The organism is Streptococcus infantis (assembly GCF_019929665.1).
Lineage (GTDB): Bacteria > Bacillota > Bacilli > Lactobacillales > Streptococcaceae > Streptococcus > Streptococcus infantis_H.
Genome location: NZ_JAHZPZ010000003.1, coordinates 224,837 through 242,010 on the forward strand (window position 1 = coordinate 224,837; position 17,174 = coordinate 242,010).

Below are 17,174 nucleotides of genomic sequence, written 5' to 3' on the forward strand. Positions count from 1 at the left end.
TTATGAAAAACAAAACATTGCGTTACACTAGTCTTTCAGCTCTTGCTTTGCTGGCGGTCTTAACATTAGCTGCTTGTGGAGGAAAGACTGACAAGAACACGTCATCTTCAAACCAAAAGGAGACAACAAGCAAGGTGATTACAGAGTCCGCAAGTAAAACTGAAGCAGGCCAAAAAGAGGAGCAGAAGTCAGAAACAAATAGTGCGGCAGAAGCTACAACCACTCAAGCAGAACAAAAGGAAGATAAGCAAAAATCACAAGAGGCTTACGCTAAGTTTGTAGGGACTTGGGAAAACTACGCGGGAATAACTGCAACAGTCACAGCAGATGGAATTGTAACGATCCAAAGTTCAAATGGAACCTTTAAATACGAGATGGGGCAAGTAGAGGAAAAAGACGGCTACTACTCAACAGGTATTCATCTTGTCGGTGGTGGGCAAGGGGCACGACTGATCTTTACCCCAGCTGGAGTCCAAAACGAAGTGACAGGTACAGATGGCAGTCAAGATGTCTTGTCTATCGGTCAATCTGTAAGCGACAAAGATAACCAGTTTTACCGTAACTAAGAACATCAATCAGAAGTAAGGGTGGTGAAATGTCCTTGCTTTTCTATGTTCTCAAAGCATAAATTTTTTATCATTCAACTATACATGACGTTTAAGTTGGATAATGAACAAGTCCACTTTAAAGTGAAAGATAATAAGGATAATATCAAAAAAGCCCTACATCAGGGCTTTCTTTACTTGCTAATATAAGAAATCAATTCCGTAGTTTTCTTTTAGATAGGTCGCCAACTCGGCTTTTTCTTCCTCTCTAAATCGACAGAGGCTAAGAGCGAGTCGCAATATCAGAACACTTGTATCGATGATGACGTTTGACTTAGAAATATCTTCTAGCTGGGTCACCTCTCTCAGGTCAAAATCTAAATAGCAAGCCTTGCTGTTGACATGGTCGGGGTCACTGACATCCACTTCAACATACGATGCTCGCAACAATTCTTCTTTTGGGATGAAAATTTCTTTTGAGAAGAATAACCCAGGATAGACATAAATACCTTCAAAGGTGAATTCAAAGGAGAGCCTACGACTAGAAAGTCTTTTGATGCCTGCAATCGTTGAATAGATAGCAGCGAAAAAGAGGATGGTTGGAACCACAGTAAGAAGACTAAGCTGGGAAAAGTCGATCAATCCATGCGCGAGGAAAAAGAAAAATTGAAAGAATACACCCGCCGCAAAGACTAGATAGCCGACACCGACAAATTTTGAATAATAGATTTTCATAAAACCTCCAAATATAGAATTGAACTCACCAACGCTCAGTAGAAGGCGTATAGGTCGTGCAGAGATAAAATTCTAGGTATTCCCATCATATCCTATGGAGCGAAGTTCTGTCAACCTTTTAGCAATCTTCCAACCTTAGTTATCCTATGAACTAGCATATGGAATGTGGTATACTAGGATTATAATGAAAACAAGGATACAAGTAAATCGGAGGATAAAATGGAAAAGCAAATTAATGATAGCTTTGGAGCGTGAAGCTAGAACGAAGCTACAAAATGAAATTTTAAGGAGGTTGAAAAAATGACTGAAGTGCTTGATATAAAAGTAGAGAAGAATGGTTTACTCTTTTACGGGACATTCTCAGAAGGTTTCTTTGAGGAATGGCTTAAAATTGTAAATGTCCTGCCTTCAAAGGAAAGAATACGAGATGGTCTGCTATTACAAATTGGTTTTAGTATATATAAACTTGTTCAATTAAATATGGACCAATTTAGGATAATGTCAGTCAACTATGAGACAAATCCTTTTAAAGAGTTTACTGATGATTTAACCTTGGCTCTTTGGATTCAGGCTGAACAAAGTAGACTGGTTAAAGAGTTCGATTTTGAAGTTTCTGATATTAGATTTGATGAGAAAATAGTGTTAGCCAAAGATGTCTTTGAGAGTCAACATTATTATTTGCAGAGACAAGACACTGATCGAAAAGGTGATTCGGGCTGGTTTATTGGCTATCAAAATCAAGATACAGATGATTTTGTTGCTATGTATGCTTTTGAAATATTGAAAAAGAATCCAAAACTAATAAAATCTTTGATTCTACCAGTGGACTATTTAGTAGTGGTTAATGGTGGAGAAGTTCAAGCGATTCTGAATGAACAAGATGAGGAAATTTTTTCCGCTTCGTAAAGATAGTCACTTTATTTGGTACAGAAAAGCAACCTATTTTATATTTTCTAGCTAGTGAATGACGAATGACATCTAATAGTCTTGTCTATGAACTCAAAAAAGGAGGATAAAATGATAGAAAACTTTGTAAAAGTGGCAGATATGCCCCAAGAAGTGATTGAAAAATACAAGGATCAAGTACCAGCTGAGTTAGTTCAAATTTGGCAGGAAGATGGTTTAGGAACCTTCTTAGATGGTTATCTAAAAGTCATCAATCCAGATGACTATCTTGAACTTCTCCGAGATAGCTATTTCAGAGGAGATATCGCTTTTCCTATGTTCGTAACAGCATTTGGAGATATTGTAACTTGGGAAAAGAATGCCTTTGTGGGAATTGTTCAATACAATATTCAAGATTTGGATATTATTTGTAAGGGAATGGATTTATTCGTTCAATATTTAGATAACGAATATATTACAAAAAAATTTGAACTTGATTTATATAGACAAGCTGTGTCAAACCATGGTACTCTGTCTTATGACCAATGTTTCGGTTTTGTTCCACTCCTGGCATTAGGAGGGTTTAAAGATGTGGAACACATGGATAAAGTCAAAGTTCTGGAGCACATTTACCTCATGTACCAACTCACAGGCGGAGTGTTTGACGATTGATAAAGAAAGAACCACCCTCGCGGTGGTTTTTTTGTGGATTGACCAGAGCTGATACATATGGTTTGTGGTATACTAGGATAATAAAATTCCAAACTTTGAGAATCTGTTTTCATAAATAGAAAGAGGTATGTATGTTTTTTCTCGGACGCCGTCGTGTCTTTATTGGCGAATGCAATGGTCAGGCTGTTTATTATGACCAAAAGACAGGAGAGGCTTTAGCTGCTCCAAAGAGTAAGTTGCTCAATACTGAAAAAGCTGGTGAAACGAATTCTTTTATTCCTGAATTGGTAATTCTCTTACTAGTAGGTGGACCTGCAATTTCGGGCTTCTTTTCCCTCAAGTTTATTGGTGTCTATAACTGGTTCAGTCTAGCCTGTATTCTTCTATTTTGGTTGATGCAGTTTTCCTTGTTGGTTGCTATACTTGAACGAGCACTTTATAAAAATGTTCGAAAGGCCCAGCCAACGACAGAGAAAGTCTTTTTCTTTGCAGCATCTCATAATTTGTTTGTAAAAAACCAGTTTGATCCTAGACAACTGTCTGCTTTACCTTATCGATTTGCCCGCTTTGTAGTAAATATAGTGTCTATCTATTACTTTTTGTATTTCTTGATTCTTCCTCTAAAATTTGGCCAACCGATTGGTGATGAAGGCTATGGTTTGTGGTTTGCTGGCTTGTTATTCTTTTCAGTATTTCTTTTGTATAACCAAAACAATCCAGTTCGCTTTGTGAAGATTATGAGATTATACAGCCAAGGAAAAGTACGATTTAAGGAAGAAGTGGAACATTGAGAAACTATCTTGGGATTCTGCTAAATATCTAGAGAAAATCTTTTAGAAAAACAAAAAAGCCTTGTAAATCAAGGCTTTTTCCTGTTGTTTAGATGCCCCCTGCAGGCTCTTTGAAAGAAACTTAGAAAAATCTAAAATGAAATTATTTCAAAATGGGGTAAAAGCAAAATTTCCCTCCCTACTTTCTCAATTATTCCTAATTTTAGTTCCAAAAAGCTTCAATTCATAATCTAATTATAATATGGGTAATGGGTACTATCTTATTACATTCAGATTTTTGTTCTCTTCAAAGAGTTATGTAGGCTTTATGGTTTTAAATAGGTAAAAAGTTGAACTATAGTGAGTATTGTGTCATAATAGATAGTATATAAATCATTAATAGAATAGAAATAATATTTTCTTACCTTTACAAGTAGTATTGGTTAGACATTTTTTCGTCTCAATTGTACTTATCTCTCAAGTTTAGCTAGTTTTTATAAGCTCTGTTTTCGAATCAATAAAACAAATTTCAGAAGTGCAAAAGACAAGATGGTGACATTGCTACAGTCAGTCGCCATGTCTTGCTGGCACAGGCTGTTTGTGCCGTCAGCTATTTACCAGTCAATTTGATCAAAGGGCTTAATTATTATTTTTGAAAGGTCTTTTATGGAAAAAATTCTTTCTTTAGGTCTGACAGGTAAGAAATTACTTGTTCAGGGTTTCTTGTTTGTTCTGCTAGGTCTTATCTTGATGGTCACGGGAACTTGGTTGCCAGTGACGGTTATTCGACTGGTTCTGTTTTTAGCTTGGATAGCAACGGTCTTAGATTTAGTATTACGTATTTTCAAAAAAAGTCAGTCAACGGACACCTTGGGAGTTGCACTGGTTAAATTGTTAGTGATGGGATATTTGCTAGGCTCGAATCTTGCTACTGATGTGCCAATTTATATTTTGGCTCTTGTGATTGGAATTTCTCAGATTTTTCATGCTAGTATCAACCTTGTCACCTATGTTCTCTACCGCAAAAACAAAATTCGACCTCGTTTTCGTTTCTTACTAGATGGTCTCGTACTAGTTTTTCTTGGTGGGACTAGTCTTTTGTCCTCTACGGGAAATTCTGTCTTTCAACTCTTTGTTTTAGGGGCTTATTTTTGCCTTTATGGTGTGTCCAATATCCGTGACGGTTTCTTATTTGAAAAGGAAATTGGGAAAAACCATCTCAAACGTCGTGTCAGAATGAGCTTACCTATTGCCCTAGCCGCTCTCATCCCTGCAAGTACTTTAGCAAAAATCAATAAATTCATGCAGGAAAATGCTGATGAGGAAGAGGAAATCTATCTTGGAATGGTGAAGTTTGGTAAGACAGCAGATCTTGAAATTTTCGTTCATACAGCGGAGACTTCTCTATTTTCAGCTATTGGTCATGTGGACCTTTGTTATCAAGGACGTGTGATTTCTTATGGAAACTATGATCCGTCATCTGAGACCTTATTTGGTATGGTTGGAGATGGTGTTTTATATTTTTGCGACCGTGATAAGTACATTGACTTATGTAAACGGGAGAGTCAAAAAACGCTATTTGGTTACGGAATAGATTTGACACCGGAAATGGAAGAAGCGGTTCAGGAAAAATTAGCTGAATTAAAACAACTAACGATTCCTTGGGAGCCAAGCGCAGATAAAATTAAAACGGAAGATGGTAAGGAAGACTACACCTACGCTTATAAAATCAGACATGAGACGGATGGGGAACTTTATAAATTTATCAAATCTAAGTTTAAATCCTACTTTGTCTTATCTACAAACTGTGTGCTCTTGGCTGATACCATAGTCGGTCAGGCTGGCACCGATATCCTCTCACCCAAAGGATTTATCGCTCCAGGAACTTACCAAGCCTACCTTAATCGAGAGTTTGAAAAACCAAATAGTATAGTCGTATCTAAACATGTTTATTAAGGAGAATTTATGAACTTAGTAAAAAAATACACCCCGTTAATACTTTTTATAGGGCTGGTTGCTCTTGTAATTCTGAATGCATCGAGCTTTATATCAGGAGCAATCTCTCTCTTTGATGTAATATCAACCTTGATTTATGGTGCTGTTATTGCTTTTGTGCTCAATGTTCCCATGAAAAAAATTGAACAGTACTTAGTTAAATTGAAGGTAAAGGCAGAGTTGCGTCGTCCGATTGCCATGGTACTTGTTTTCCTAGCTCTTATCTTAATCGTGATTGCTCTTTTGGTTTTGGTGCTGCCAACCCTAGCCCAGACTATTAGTCAGCTGGGAACAGTCCTTTCAACAGTCCTTACTCAACTTGGGAAATTGCTAGGCAGCTCGGAATTTGTAACCAAAGACATGTTGTCAACTATCGTATCAGGAATTCAGGGACAGTCTAGCTCTATTAGCCAAGCTTTGATAGGTTTTTTATCAGGTCTGACTAGTAATATCGGCAATATTTTTTCAAGTTTGATGAATGCCTTTTTGATTATAGTCTTCACCTTTTTATTTTTATCCAGTAAGGAACATTTGGCAGCGATGACGAGTCGACTTCTAAAAGTTTTTCTTCCAGAGAAGGTGGTGATAAAGTTGACTTACATTGGACAAGTAGCACTAGAGACTTATGACCAATTTTTGATGAGTCAGCTGATTGAAGCAGTTATCATAGGAGTTATGATAGCGGTTGGTTACAGCGTGTTTGGGATACCCTATGGAGTAATGACAGGTATCTTTGCAGGAGTGCTATCGTTCATTCCTTATGTAGGGCCTATGATTGCTTGTGTTGTGGGAGCGATTTTTATCTTCACAGTCAGTCCTACTCAAGCCTTACTTTCTCTTCTTCTATATCAAGTTATACAGCTGATTGAAGGAAACCTTATTTATCCTAGAGTTGTAGGTCAGTCTATTGGTTTGCCAGCTATTTTCACGCTTGCGGCTGCTAGTATTGGAGGCAATCTCTTTGGCTTACTTGGGATGATATTCTTTACACCGATATCTGCTGTTATCTATCGATTGGTTAAAGAATTTGTCGTTGCAAAGGAAAATCAGGTAGATTGAGAAAGACTGAATTTAATAAGATATACTAAGAAGAGAGTGAAAGATTCTCTTCTCTTTTATTTCTAAATGACTTGCTCTTGTTCTGTTGCGAAAATTTATGAATTCATAATAGCCCATTTTAATCTCTATGCGGATTGGCCATGTAATATGGGCACAAATTAGTATAGTTTAGTTAATTATAGACTAGCTCTGTACTGTAAAAAACAGTTGGTCTTATCAAATATTGCTAGCAATTGATTGAGAATAAATGATAAGTTTGATAAGGTTGGAAAACCTTTATAATGATTTGCTACAAAAAGTTATTTGACATCAAAAAAGCCTTGAAATCAAGGCTTTTTCCTGTTGATTTAGATGCCCCCTACATGAATTTGTAAGAACTTTTCATATTGAAAATAAACAAAAGTGTTGAAATATAGCTGATTTTAGGGAAATACTTTTAGGTGTTTTCACTGTCAGGCTTTAAAAACGTGGCAAAAGTGGGGCAAAAACGAATGACTCACATTTGGTTTGAAAATCTATAATACCTAATGATTATGCCATACTAGATATATAGTGTTGTTATAAATAAATGTCAGTGCGAGTTCAAATCGGAGGATAAAATGGAAAAACAAATTTCTACGCAGAATGGAATGCGAAAAAGTGATAATTAAAGAGACAAAAAAGCTGAGAATATGATTTCCCAGCTTTTTTGAATGCGATAGAAATAGCAACTAGACTATTTACGAAAGGCCTCAATAATGTAGGTGAAGCCAGTAACTAAAACTGAAAAGGCAATGACATAAACGACAAAGACACCTGTAGCCACTGGATTGAACAGAATCACTAGACCTAGTAAAAATTCAAGCAAGGCTACCCACGTGATATTGCTACCAATAATAGGGAAAATCAATCTTAGACGATTGCCTTTAAAGAAAGCAATAATGGCTTCTACAATTAACCAAATTCCTACAATGGTCGGAATGACGACCGGCAGGGTCACAAAGCCATAAGCAACGAGGTAAAGAGCTAAGAGAAGACTAACAAATCCTTGGAAAAGATAAACAGGTGAGCGAAGCTCTTTTGGTGCAGAGAAATAGCCTAAAATAGCTGCTATAGAAGAAACCAGTAAACCAAATGAAATCCACCAGCTGTAAGCAACAAGATTAGCTACTGGGTTTGTAAATAGGAAAAGTCCTAAAAGGACAAAAACAACTCCTGCAAGGAATAGCAGTAAACGATTAGAAAATTTCATTTCAATACCCCCTATATAGTATAGTATAGTTTGTTAATAAAACTATTGTACTTATTTTTATAGAAAATGTCAATAAAATAAATAAACAATTTGGAAGTTTCAGTCTGACTTACAAAAAGAAAAGGAGTTTTCACTCCTTTTCACAGATTTAAGACAAAGTCCTTATAAAAGTGTCTTCTAAAGATTTTAACTTCAATCTGAAGCGAGGTTATCCTCGCTTTTTCTATTTATCAAACAATTCCTTATTTTCAATCAAGAGTTCTAGTGGAGATTTTTCTCTTGCTACAATAAAACCAGGTTCATATTGAGTATGAAATGTTCTTTTCTGAGAAGTTGGATCAATATACAACTCATCTCCATCTTCTGTGTATAGTTGGTTGCCTTTTGTTAGATAAAGTAAATCCTCTAAGTGCTGTCCATAAGTATGTAGGAAATGTTCGATGTATTTGACAGCTTTTAAGATCTCACTTACTTTGTCAGAGTATTCATTCGATTCAAGAACACTCTTTTCTAACTCAATTTCTTTACTAGTTCCAAATAGTTGGGTTGGAGTTGCATTAAAATATTCTGCTATCTTATCCAAATTTGCAAAGGTAGGATAGCTTTTTTGTTTTTCGTAATCAGAGATGTCTGGAAAGATTGCTCATAAAAAAATGTGGGGCAAATGATGGGGCAAATCAGTTATAGACAAGCAAAAAAGCCTTATAAATCAAGGCTTTTTCCTGTTGATTTAGATACCCCCTACAGGGCTCGAACCTGTGACCCATAGATTAAGAGTCTACTGCTCTACCAACTGAGCTAAGGAGGCAAATAAAAAGCTGTATTGGTGCCGAAACTTCACGGTTTGTATTGAACCCGCGCAATTAAGCAGGTGGGCAACTCGCTCTAACTGAAGCTGTTTCCGTGTGAGACGGCCTACATGCTGTTAGAAGACTTTTGTTTCCCTAATAATACAAAAAATAGTCGGTCAACACTTAAATGTGAAGTCGTACACCACAGCGTTTCTATGATTATATGATACCACTTTTTCAAAAAAAATCAAGGGAAAATTAAAAATTTTGAAAAGGATTTCATAAGTTTCGTAATTTATCAATGGTTTCCTTGCGTTGAGCCAGGGCACGTTCGTATTTTCCACTATCTTCTGGTGAGAAGTAGCTATGGTTGCGAATTTTTTCTGGCAAGTACTCTTGTTTGACCCAGTGACCTGGGTAGTTATGTGGATAGAGGTAGTTTTGGGCATTGCCTAATTCCTTGCTACCACTATAGTGGCCATCTCGCAGGTGACGTGGGATTGGTAGGTGACCTGAGGTTTTAAGGTCAGACAGAGCCTTGTCCATAGCTACATAGGCTGAGTTAGACTTAGGTGAAAGTGCCAAATCAATCACAACATTGGCAATGAGGATGCGGGCTTCGGGGAAACCGATCCTCTGTGCTGCATCCAGAGCAGTCACGGTATGAATCTGAGCTTCGGGATTGGCTAAGCCAATATCTTCATAAGCAATCACAGTCAAACGACGAGCTAGGCTAGGAAGGTCACCAGCCTCTATCAAGCGAGCAGCATAGTGGAGACTAGCATCGACATCGGATCCACGGATGGATTTTTGCAGGGCAGATAGAACATCATAGTGTCCGTCTCCATCCTTGTCCATAGTGATGTAGCTTCTCTGAAGACTATTTTCCATGATGTCGAGCGTGATGTGACGGACACCGTCATCATTTTCTGGGGTGGAGAGAACTGCCAAATCAAGCGAATTGAAGGCAGAACGGAGATCTCCATTGGTAGATGTTGCGATAAAATCAAGGGCATCATCATCTAACTCAACTGGGAAATCAAAACCTCTTTCAGGGTCAATCAGGGCTATTTGAACGGCCTCTTTAACATCTTGGTTAGACAAGGGTTCCAACTCAAAAATCTGAACACGGCTACGAATGGCTGGCGTGACAGAAAAGAAAGGATTTTCAGTCGTCGCTCCAATCATAATGACCAGTCCACTTTCCAAGAGAGGCAAGAGGAAGTCTTGTTTCGTCTTGTCAAGACGATGAATCTCGTCTAGTAGCAGTACAAGGCCACCTGAGAATTTAGCTTCCTCAGCGATTTCTTGGAGGCGTTTTTTACTATCAACAGTTGCATTGAAGGTCCGAAAAGCATACTTGGTCGTTCCAGCGATGGCTGAAGCGATACTGGTTTTTCCGATGCCTGGAGGTCCGTAGAGTATCATAGAGGATAGGCGATTGGCTTCCACCATACGGCGGATAATCTTGCCTGGTCCAACCAGATGCTCCTGACCGATGACCTGGTCGATGGTTTTGGGGCGCATGCGAAGCGCGAGATTGTCTGGCATAGCAGTCCTTTCTAACATGGATTTTCTGATACGAATGTGGTAAGATGGTAGTATCTATTTTAGCATATTTCCGAGTATTCGGGGCGATTGAAGAGTCGTATAGAAAGAGGACAACATGGCAACATACGGATTTTTAGATGTTTTACAAGAAGAGTTGGACAAGAACTTTCCTTTTGACTATGAGATTAGCTGGGACAAACGCAATCATGCAGTTGAAGTGAGTTTTCTGCTAGAGGCGCAAAATCCTGCAGGAGTGGAGATGCTAGATGAAGACGGAGAGGTTTCGTCAGATGATATCCTTTTTGAAGAAGCGATGCTTTTTTATAACCCTGCCAAGTCAACAGTTAATGCAGAAGACTATCTCACAGTCATCCCTTATCTGCCGAAGAAAGGTTTTTCTCGTGAATTTTTAGCTTATTTTGCACTATTCCTCAAAGATACTGCAGAGGTTGGACTAGATGCCCTCATGGACTTTTTGGAAGACCCAGAAGCAGAAGAATTCGTCATGGAATGGAACCAAGAAGTCTTTGAAGAAGGAAAAGTTGGCTTGGAAGAAGGAGAATTTTATCCTTATCCGAGATATTAGGAGTCTAGCATGGAGCTAGAGATTTCTGATTTCACAGGCTGCAAGATTGCCTTACTTTGTGGAGATAGTGTCCTAACTATTCTGCGTGATGACAAGCCCAGCATTCCTTGGCCCAATATGTGGGAGTTGCCAGGTGGAGGTCGTGAAGGGGACGAAACTCCTTTTGAATGCGCAGCGCGTGAAGTTTTTGAAGAGTTAGGGATTCATCTAACTGAAGATAACCTGCTTGGGAGTAAGGTCTACCCAAGTATGCTTTTTGAGAGGAAGCAGTCGGTCTTTATGGTTAGTCAGTTAAGTCAAGAACAATTTGACAGTATCGTCTTTGGAGATGAAGGGCAGGGCTATAAATTGATGAACATTGAGGAATTTTTGACATCCAGTCAAGTAGTTCCGCAGTTGCAGGGTAGATTGAGGGATTATTTGGAGGAAGTGAAATGATTTTTGCGATTGCAACAACCACGTTAAACAAGGAAGTTAAACGCAAACTAAAAACTGGACAATACTCTAGGGAAGAAGCTACATTCATTTACATGGAATATTTAAAGTTAAAGAAGCAGAGAGAAAGTGGTACGAAAGTAGCTGGGATCTCTATGGCTGTTATTTGGGGATTAATGCTTGTTTTACCCTTACTGAGTGGTGAAGGTCTCGTACTGCCCCTTTCAGTACATTTTTTATTACTGCTACTGCTTGCAGGAATTGTTCTATTTGTTTATTATCTTATGTTTGGTATTTTTAAACAGCAGATTCATAGCGCAATGAAAGAACACTATACAGATGTGATTGAAGAATTTAAGAAGAATAAGGAAAATACAAAATGGAAACATGGCAAGAGTTAAAAGTAACGGTTAAGCGTGAGGGAGAGGAATTAGTTTCCAATCTCTTGATCGAGTTAGGCGCCCAAGGGGTAGCGATCGAAGACAGCATGGACTATGTGGGAAATGTCGACCGTTTCGGTGAGATTTTCCCTGAGGTCGAGCAGCAAGAAGAAATCGTGGTGACTGCCTACTACCCTGACACAGTTGATGTAGCAGCGGTGGAAGCGGACTTGCAAACTCGTCTTGCAGAATTGACCGACTTTATGGATCTGGGTGAGGTTAAGATTGGCACGACTGCCTTGGCTGAGGAAGACTGGGCAGATAATTGGAAGAAATACTATGAACCAGCTCGTATCACCCATGATTTGACTATCGTTCCGTCTTGGACAGACTATGAGGCGACAGCTGGAGAAAAGATTATCAAGCTAGATCCAGGGATGGCCTTTGGGACAGGAACGCATCCGACGACCAAGATGAGTCTCTTTGCCTTGGAGCAGGTTCTTCGCGGTGGAGAAACAGTCCTGGATGTAGGGACAGGTTCAGGCGTCCTTTCTATTGCTAGCTCGCTTCTGGGTGCCAAAGAAATCTTCGCCTATGACTTGGACGATGTAGCGGTTCGTGTCGCTCAGGAAAATATTGAACTCAATCCTGGCATGGAAAATATCCATGTAGCCCCAGGTGATTTGCTCAAGGGCGTGGAGATTGAAGCTGACGTCATCGTGGCCAACATTTTGGCGGATATCCTTATTCATCTGACAGAGGATGCTTATCGCTTGGTCAAGGACGAAGGCTATCTCATCATGAGCGGGATTATCAAGGACAAGTGGGACATGGTGCGTGAGTCAGCTGAGTCAGCTGGATTTTTCCTTGAAACTCACATGATTCAAGGAGAATGGAATGCCTGTGTCTTCAAGAAAACCAAGGATATTTCAGGTGTGATTGGAGGCTAGCATGCAGCAATATTTTGTAAAAGGCAGTGCAATCTCTCCTGTCACTATCGAGGACAAGGAAACCAGCAAGCATATGTTTCAGGTCATGCGCCTGACAGAAGATGATGAGGTGACCTTAGTCTTTGATGATGGCATCAAGCGTTTGGCGCGCGTGGTCAATGTAGAAGCCCGTCAGTTGGAGCTGATTGAGGAATTAGCAGACAATGTAGAACTACCAGTTCAAGTGACCATCGCATCGGGCTTTCCCAAAGGAGACAAGCTGGAGTTCATCACTCAGAAAGTAACAGAACTCGGAGCTAGTCAGATCTGGGCCTTCCCTGCAGACTGGTCCGTTGCCAAGTGGGACAGCAAAAAATTGGGGAAAAAGGCCGAGAAACTAGAAAAAATCGCTCTCGGTGCAGCTGAGCAAAGCAAGCGGAACTTTGTTCCAAGCATAGAGCTGTTTGAGAGAAAATCAGACTTCTTAGCACAACTTGATCAGTTTGATCGTGTCGTGGTTGCTTATGAAGAGTCAGCCAAAGAAGGAGAATCAGCTGCGCTTATCCAAGCTGTTGCTGGGTTAGAAAAGGGAGCTAAACTGCTCTTTATCTTTGGTCCAGAAGGTGGTTTATCCCCTGCAGAAATTGAATCTTTTGAAGCCAAAGGAGCAGTCCTAGCAGGACTTGGGCCTCGCATCCTACGAGCAGAAACAGCACCACTTTATGCCTTATCTGCCATAAGTGTTTTGCTTGAATTAAAGAAATAAGAGGAAAAACATGGAACAAAAACACCGTTCAGAATTTCCCGAAAAGGAACTTTGGGACTTGACAGCCTTATATCAAGATCGTGAGGACTTCTTGCGTGCGATTGAAAAGGCGCGTGAAGACATCAATCAATTTAGCCGTGACTACAAGGATAATCTTCACACTTTTGAAGATTTTGAAAAGGCCTTTGCAGAATTGGAGCAAATCTATATCCAGATGAGCCATATTGGTAATTATGCCTTTATGCCTCAGACGACAGATTATAGCAATGAAGAGTTTGCTAATATTGCCCAAGCTGGGATGGACTTTGAGACAGATGCAAGTGTTGCCTTAACTTTCTTTGATGATGCCTTAGTGGCTGCAGATGAGGAAGTCTTGGACCGTTTGGGTGACTTGCCACAATTGACGGCAGCCATTCGTCAGGCGAAAATCAAAAAAGCCCATTATCTTGGAGCTGATGTGGAGAAGGCCTTGACTAATCTTGGTGAAGTTTTCTACAGTCCACAGGATATCTATACTAAGATGCGTGCTGGGGATTTCGAAATGGCTGACTTTGAAGTCCATGGAAAAACCTACAAAAACAGCTTTGTGACCTATGAAAATTTCTACCAAAATCACGAGGACGCTGAGGTTCGTGAGAAATCCTTCCGTTCCTTCTCCGAAGGACTCCGTAAGCACCAAAACACAGCTGCGGCAGCCTATCTAGCTCAGGTCAAGTCTGAGAAACTGTTGGCAGATATGAAAGGTTATGATTCAGTATTCGACTATCTTTTAGCTGAGCAAGAAGTAGACCGTGCCATGTTTGACCGCCAGATTGACCTCATCATGAAGGACTTTGCGCCAGTTGCTCAGAGATATCTCAAGCATGTGGCTAAGGTTAATGGTCTTGAAAAGCTGACCTTTGCTGATTGGAAATTGGATTTGGACAGTGTTCTTAACCCAGAGGTTAGCATTGATGATGCCTACGATTTGGTTATGAAATCAGTCGCACCACTGGGTCAGGAATATAGTCAAGAAATTGCTCGTTACCAAGAAGAGCGCTGGGTTGACTTCGCTGCCAATAGTGGCAAGGATTCTGGTGGGTATGCGGCGGATCCATATCGCGTGCACCCTTATGTCCTCATGAGTTGGACAGGCCGTTTGAGCGATGTCTATACCTTGATTCACGAGATTGGGCATTCTGGTCAATTTATCTTTTCAGACAACCACCAGGGCTTTTTCAACGCCCACATGTCGACTTACTATGTCGAAGCGCCTTCAACCTTCAATGAATTGCTTTTAAGTGATTATTTGGAACATCAGTCTGACGATCCTCGTCAAAAACGCTTTGCTCTTGCCCACCGTTTGACAGACACCTACTTCCATAACTTTATTACCCACCTCTTAGAAGCGGCCTTTCAGCGTAAGGTTTATACATTGATTGAAGAAGGGGAAACCTTTGGAGCAAGCAAACTTAATAGCATTATGAAGGAAGTCTTGACGGATTTCTGGGGAGATGCTATTGAAATTGACGATGATGCGGCCTTGACTTGGATGCGCCAAGCTCACTATTACATGGGCTTGTATAGTTACACTTACTCTGCTGGACTAGTCATCTCGACTGCTGGTTACCTTCATCTGAAAAACTCTGAGAATGGAGCTAGAGACTGGCTCAATCTTCTCAAATCAGGTGGTAGCAAGACACCACTTGAATCAGCCATGATTATCGGAGCCGATATCTCAACGGATAAACCACTCCGTGATACGATTCAGTTCTTGTCTGATACGGTTGATCAGATCATAGCTTACAGTGCAGAGTTGGGAGAATAAAATCATAAAAGTGCAACAATAGAATTATATTGTTGAGATTTTAGAATGATATTTATTTTTGGTGGTGATTAAAAAAAAATTAAAGCAGGAATAGTATTGGCATTCTCTGTACTTTTATTTATACTATCTAATAAGATCGCCCTAAAAATAGCTGAGGTCTGTACTCCTAAATACTCTCCTGAGAAGGAGTTATGTAGAGAGTACAGATGAAGAGTTACTCGTTTTATTTTGAAATATAAGTAAATATGTTAAAATTAATAATGTAAACGTTTTTAAAGAAAGGTTAATTTTATGAAAAAGGAACAAGTGCTGATTGGTTTGGGAGTTGCAACTGCAATAGTAACTGCTTTTAATGGTCATGTCCAAGCAGATGAGGTTACAAATAAACAATCGAATAAAACTACTGTCAGTCAATCAGAGACCAAAAAGGATGTTGAAGTTTCAGAATCAGATGTAAAAAATGCAGAAGTCAAACTAAACAAAGCAATTGATGAAGAAAAGAATACTCAGAAGATTGTTGATAAAACGCAACAAGAGTATGCATCTGCTGTAACAAATAAGAACAAAGCAGATGACGCTTTGAAACAAGCTCAAGAATTTGCTAAGCAAGCTACACCTGAGAAAATTAAAAATGCAGAAAAGGATCTTGCCACAAAACAAGTAACTGTCAAGAAAGCCGAAGAAAATTTGGCTGGAGCAAAACAAGGTGAGAAACATGCTCAGACAAGTGTCGAGAACCAACAAACAGTTGTTAATAAGGCAAAAACCCAGGTTGATCAAAGAGCAACAGACGTAAAAAAGGCACAAGACAAAGTAAGGGTAGCAGAGAATTCTTTTGATTGGAATACATTACGTGAGGTCCAACAAACTGCTGGGAAATTGGATGTGAAGGTGAAAGCTAACCAAGCTAAAGTGAGTTCTTTAACTAGTGAGTTCTCAAAAGCACAACAAGAAAGAAAAGCACTTGTAGAAAGAGGAAATAAGAACCGTTCTACTCTTGAAAAGAATTTAAAATCAGCTGGGAATGAGTTTTTAACAGTTACGGTCCCTCACGAGATTCAATCAAATTCTGTTAGCGAGAGTGATTCCAAGACTCCGCCACTTGAGGAAAAAACTTTCGTAGGAAGTGATGGGAAGACATATTATGTTGCTGCAAACGAAGATGTGAATTTTAGCGGAGAAAGAACAGAAACTATCGTTGTCTCATCTAAAGATTATGTCAATGTTCCTCATGTGATTGATTATAAAAAGGTTTCTGAAGAAGTTCGTAAATACTTAATTGAATTGCGTAGAATCAATGGTATTGATATTCCAGTGCCAGCTGTGACTGACAAGGCTTTGAGATATGGAAAAGCAAGAGCAAATGAAATGGTGGCAAATAATAAATTGTCACATGATACAAAATTGAAAAATCAAGATTTTGGTTTTAAGGATGCGACTGAAAATGCAACAGCTGGTTCGGTTCCAGAAAAGAGCCTGTTAAGTGAAAAAGAACTTGCTTATAAAGAGGTCCTATCTTACTTTAATGATTATAGTAATGCCTCGTTATATGGCTCATCAGATCCAAAAGAAGCACATAGACGTAACTATGGTCATAGAATTCCATTGCTAGCAGCTTCTGGGACAGGAATGGCTGTTGGAGCATCCTCTAGCGAAAGAACAAGCTATGGCAATTATGGAGTGTTAACATTTATTAGTGAGAATAAAGATGTTTATGGAATACTTCCTTCTGGAGCTAAAGGGTATAGTAGTTATTTTTTAGCAAGAGCAGAAAATAAAGATAGTAATCCAGATTATAGCGAATTTTACTTTAATGGGAAACGAGTAAAATTCTTACCTAAAATAACCTTCCGTTATGTTTGGAATGAAATCACACATCCTAAAAATCCAGCCTATACTAAAGCTAAAGAGGCTCTGAATAATTTTAGCAGAAAACAAAGGAATGAAGAGACCATAGTAAATGGAAAAATATCGTCTTTCAACAATAATCTTACTGTTGCTAAAACGACTTTAGATAAAGATCAAAAAGAACTAGAC

General features: G+C 39.2%; 16 protein-coding genes and 1 tRNA gene. 12 read left to right on the top strand and 5 right to left on the bottom strand.

Annotated features, from left to right (window positions below; all coding sequences use genetic code 11):
* Nucleotides 1-2 precede the first annotated feature (2 nt).
* The gene (locus K1I61_RS06775; protein WP_223333903.1) at nucleotides 3-566 is read left to right on the top strand and encodes an ABC transporter substrate-binding protein; all 564 of its coding nucleotides are present in this window, start codon (nucleotides 3-5) and stop codon (nucleotides 564-566) included.
* A gap of 180 nt (nucleotides 567-746) precedes the next feature.
* On the opposite strand, the gene K1I61_RS06780 is transcribed toward K1I61_RS06775, so the two are convergent.
* Nucleotides 747-1,280, bottom strand: coding sequence for a hypothetical protein (locus K1I61_RS06780; RefSeq protein ID WP_074324530.1), 534 nt, complete (start codon nucleotides 1,278-1,280; stop codon nucleotides 747-749).
* Nucleotides 1,281-1,580: 300 nt separating this feature from the next.
* On the opposite strand from K1I61_RS06780, the gene K1I61_RS06785 reads away from it, so the two are divergent.
* The 5 genes from K1I61_RS06785 to K1I61_RS06805 all read left to right on the top strand — a co-directional run bounded on the left by K1I61_RS06785 (nucleotide 1,581) and on the right by K1I61_RS06805 (nucleotide 6,661).
* A complete protein-coding gene (locus K1I61_RS06785; protein ID WP_223333901.1) occupies nucleotides 1,581-2,186 on the top strand; it encodes an immunity protein Imm33 domain-containing protein in 606 nt (201 codons plus the stop codon).
* Nucleotides 2,187-2,297: 111 nt separating this feature from the next.
* Nucleotides 2,298-2,837, top strand: coding sequence for a T6SS immunity protein Tdi1 domain-containing protein (locus K1I61_RS06790; protein WP_223333899.1), 540 nt, complete (start codon nucleotides 2,298-2,300; stop codon nucleotides 2,835-2,837).
* Nucleotides 2,838-2,968: 131 nt separating this feature from the next.
* The gene (locus K1I61_RS06795) at nucleotides 2,969-3,628 is read left to right on the top strand and encodes a hypothetical protein (RefSeq protein ID WP_004250746.1); all 660 of its coding nucleotides are present in this window, start codon (nucleotides 2,969-2,971) and stop codon (nucleotides 3,626-3,628) included.
* Between the two features lie 645 nt (nucleotides 3,629-4,273).
* Entirely contained in the window at nucleotides 4,274-5,563 is a 1,290-nt protein-coding gene (locus K1I61_RS06800; protein WP_075229763.1) for a hypothetical protein, read from the top strand.
* Nucleotides 5,564-5,572: 9 nt separating this feature from the next.
* Nucleotides 5,573-6,661, top strand: a complete 1,089-nt coding sequence (locus tag K1I61_RS06805) for an AI-2E family transporter (protein WP_036758387.1) — start codon at nucleotides 5,573-5,575, stop codon at nucleotides 6,659-6,661.
* 715 nt (nucleotides 6,662-7,376) lie between these two features.
* Here K1I61_RS06805 and K1I61_RS06810 read toward each other — a convergent pair.
* The 4 genes from K1I61_RS06810 to K1I61_RS06825 all read right to left on the bottom strand — a co-directional run bounded on the left by K1I61_RS06810 (nucleotide 7,377) and on the right by K1I61_RS06825 (nucleotide 10,234).
* Nucleotides 7,377-7,892, bottom strand: a complete 516-nt coding sequence (locus K1I61_RS06810; protein ID WP_006150850.1) for an HdeD family acid-resistance protein — start codon at nucleotides 7,890-7,892, stop codon at nucleotides 7,377-7,379.
* 223 nt (nucleotides 7,893-8,115) lie between these two features.
* Nucleotides 8,116-8,532: a helix-turn-helix domain-containing protein gene (locus tag K1I61_RS06815; RefSeq protein WP_223334162.1), complete on the bottom strand. Its 417-nt coding sequence runs from the start codon at nucleotides 8,530-8,532 to the stop codon at nucleotides 8,116-8,118.
* 95 nt (nucleotides 8,533-8,627) lie between these two features.
* Nucleotides 8,628-8,700, bottom strand: a tRNA-Lys gene (locus tag K1I61_RS06820).
* A gap of 262 nt (nucleotides 8,701-8,962) precedes the next feature.
* The gene (locus K1I61_RS06825; protein ID WP_223334160.1) at nucleotides 8,963-10,234 is read right to left on the bottom strand and encodes a replication-associated recombination protein A; all 1,272 of its coding nucleotides are present in this window, start codon (nucleotides 10,232-10,234) and stop codon (nucleotides 8,963-8,965) included.
* Between the two features lie 115 nt (nucleotides 10,235-10,349).
* Here K1I61_RS06825 and K1I61_RS06830 point away from each other — a divergent pair, with 115 nt between their 5' ends.
* Genes K1I61_RS06830 through pepF form a run of 6 tightly spaced genes read left to right on the top strand, consistent with a single transcriptional unit; the run spans nucleotide 10,350 to nucleotide 15,137 of the window.
* Nucleotides 10,350-10,820, top strand: a complete 471-nt coding sequence (locus tag K1I61_RS06830) for a DUF3013 family protein (protein ID WP_036758384.1) — start codon at nucleotides 10,350-10,352, stop codon at nucleotides 10,818-10,820.
* A gap of 9 nt (nucleotides 10,821-10,829) precedes the next feature.
* Nucleotides 10,830-11,258, top strand: coding sequence for an NUDIX hydrolase (locus K1I61_RS06835; RefSeq protein ID WP_036758381.1), 429 nt, complete (start codon nucleotides 10,830-10,832; stop codon nucleotides 11,256-11,258).
* The gene (locus K1I61_RS06840) at nucleotides 11,255-11,656 is read left to right on the top strand and encodes a hypothetical protein (protein WP_036758379.1); all 402 of its coding nucleotides are present in this window, start codon (nucleotides 11,255-11,257) and stop codon (nucleotides 11,654-11,656) included. Before K1I61_RS06835 ends, K1I61_RS06840 begins: the two co-directional genes overlap by 4 nt.
* Entirely contained in the window at nucleotides 11,635-12,585 is a 951-nt protein-coding gene (prmA, locus tag K1I61_RS06845; protein WP_004250761.1) for a 50S ribosomal protein L11 methyltransferase, read from the top strand. Before K1I61_RS06840 ends, prmA begins: the two co-directional genes overlap by 22 nt.
* 1 nt (nucleotide 12,586) lies before the next feature.
* Nucleotides 12,587-13,330 (top strand): 16S rRNA (uracil(1498)-N(3))-methyltransferase, encoded by a 744-nt coding sequence (locus K1I61_RS06850; protein ID WP_223333897.1) that lies wholly within the window; start codon nucleotides 12,587-12,589, stop codon nucleotides 13,328-13,330.
* 10 nt (nucleotides 13,331-13,340) lie between these two features.
* Nucleotides 13,341-15,137, top strand: coding sequence for an oligoendopeptidase F (gene pepF / locus K1I61_RS06855; RefSeq protein WP_223333895.1), 1,797 nt, complete (start codon nucleotides 13,341-13,343; stop codon nucleotides 15,135-15,137).
* Nucleotides 15,138-17,174: the final 2,037 nt, after the last annotated feature.

Coding starts and splice junctions, on each gene's coding strand:
- K1I61_RS06780 (WP_074324530.1), bottom strand. CDS start 1,280: ATGAAAATCTATTATTCAAAATTTGTCGGTGTCGGCTATCTAGTCTTT.
- K1I61_RS06795 (WP_004250746.1), top strand. CDS start 2,969: ATGTTTTTTCTCGGACGCCGTCGTGTCTTTATTGGCGAATGCAATGGT.
- pepF (WP_223333895.1), top strand. CDS start 13,341: ATGGAACAAAAACACCGTTCAGAATTTCCCGAAAAGGAACTTTGGGAC.
- K1I61_RS06790 (WP_223333899.1), top strand. CDS start 2,298: ATGATAGAAAACTTTGTAAAAGTGGCAGATATGCCCCAAGAAGTGATT.
- K1I61_RS06805 (WP_036758387.1), top strand. CDS start 5,573: ATGAACTTAGTAAAAAAATACACCCCGTTAATACTTTTTATAGGGCTG.
- K1I61_RS06835 (WP_036758381.1), top strand. CDS start 10,830: ATGGAGCTAGAGATTTCTGATTTCACAGGCTGCAAGATTGCCTTACTT.
- K1I61_RS06840 (WP_036758379.1), top strand. CDS start 11,255: ATGATTTTTGCGATTGCAACAACCACGTTAAACAAGGAAGTTAAACGC.
- K1I61_RS06775 (WP_223333903.1), top strand. CDS start 3: ATGAAAAACAAAACATTGCGTTACACTAGTCTTTCAGCTCTTGCTTTG.
- K1I61_RS06825 (WP_223334160.1), bottom strand. CDS start 10,234: ATGCCAGACAATCTCGCGCTTCGCATGCGCCCCAAAACCATCGACCAG.
- K1I61_RS06810 (WP_006150850.1), bottom strand. CDS start 7,892: ATGAAATTTTCTAATCGTTTACTGCTATTCCTTGCAGGAGTTGTTTTT.
- K1I61_RS06830 (WP_036758384.1), top strand. CDS start 10,350: ATGGCAACATACGGATTTTTAGATGTTTTACAAGAAGAGTTGGACAAG.
- prmA (WP_004250761.1), top strand. CDS start 11,635: ATGGAAACATGGCAAGAGTTAAAAGTAACGGTTAAGCGTGAGGGAGAG.
- K1I61_RS06850 (WP_223333897.1), top strand. CDS start 12,587: ATGCAGCAATATTTTGTAAAAGGCAGTGCAATCTCTCCTGTCACTATC.
- K1I61_RS06800 (WP_075229763.1), top strand. CDS start 4,274: ATGGAAAAAATTCTTTCTTTAGGTCTGACAGGTAAGAAATTACTTGTT.
- K1I61_RS06785 (WP_223333901.1), top strand. CDS start 1,581: ATGACTGAAGTGCTTGATATAAAAGTAGAGAAGAATGGTTTACTCTTT.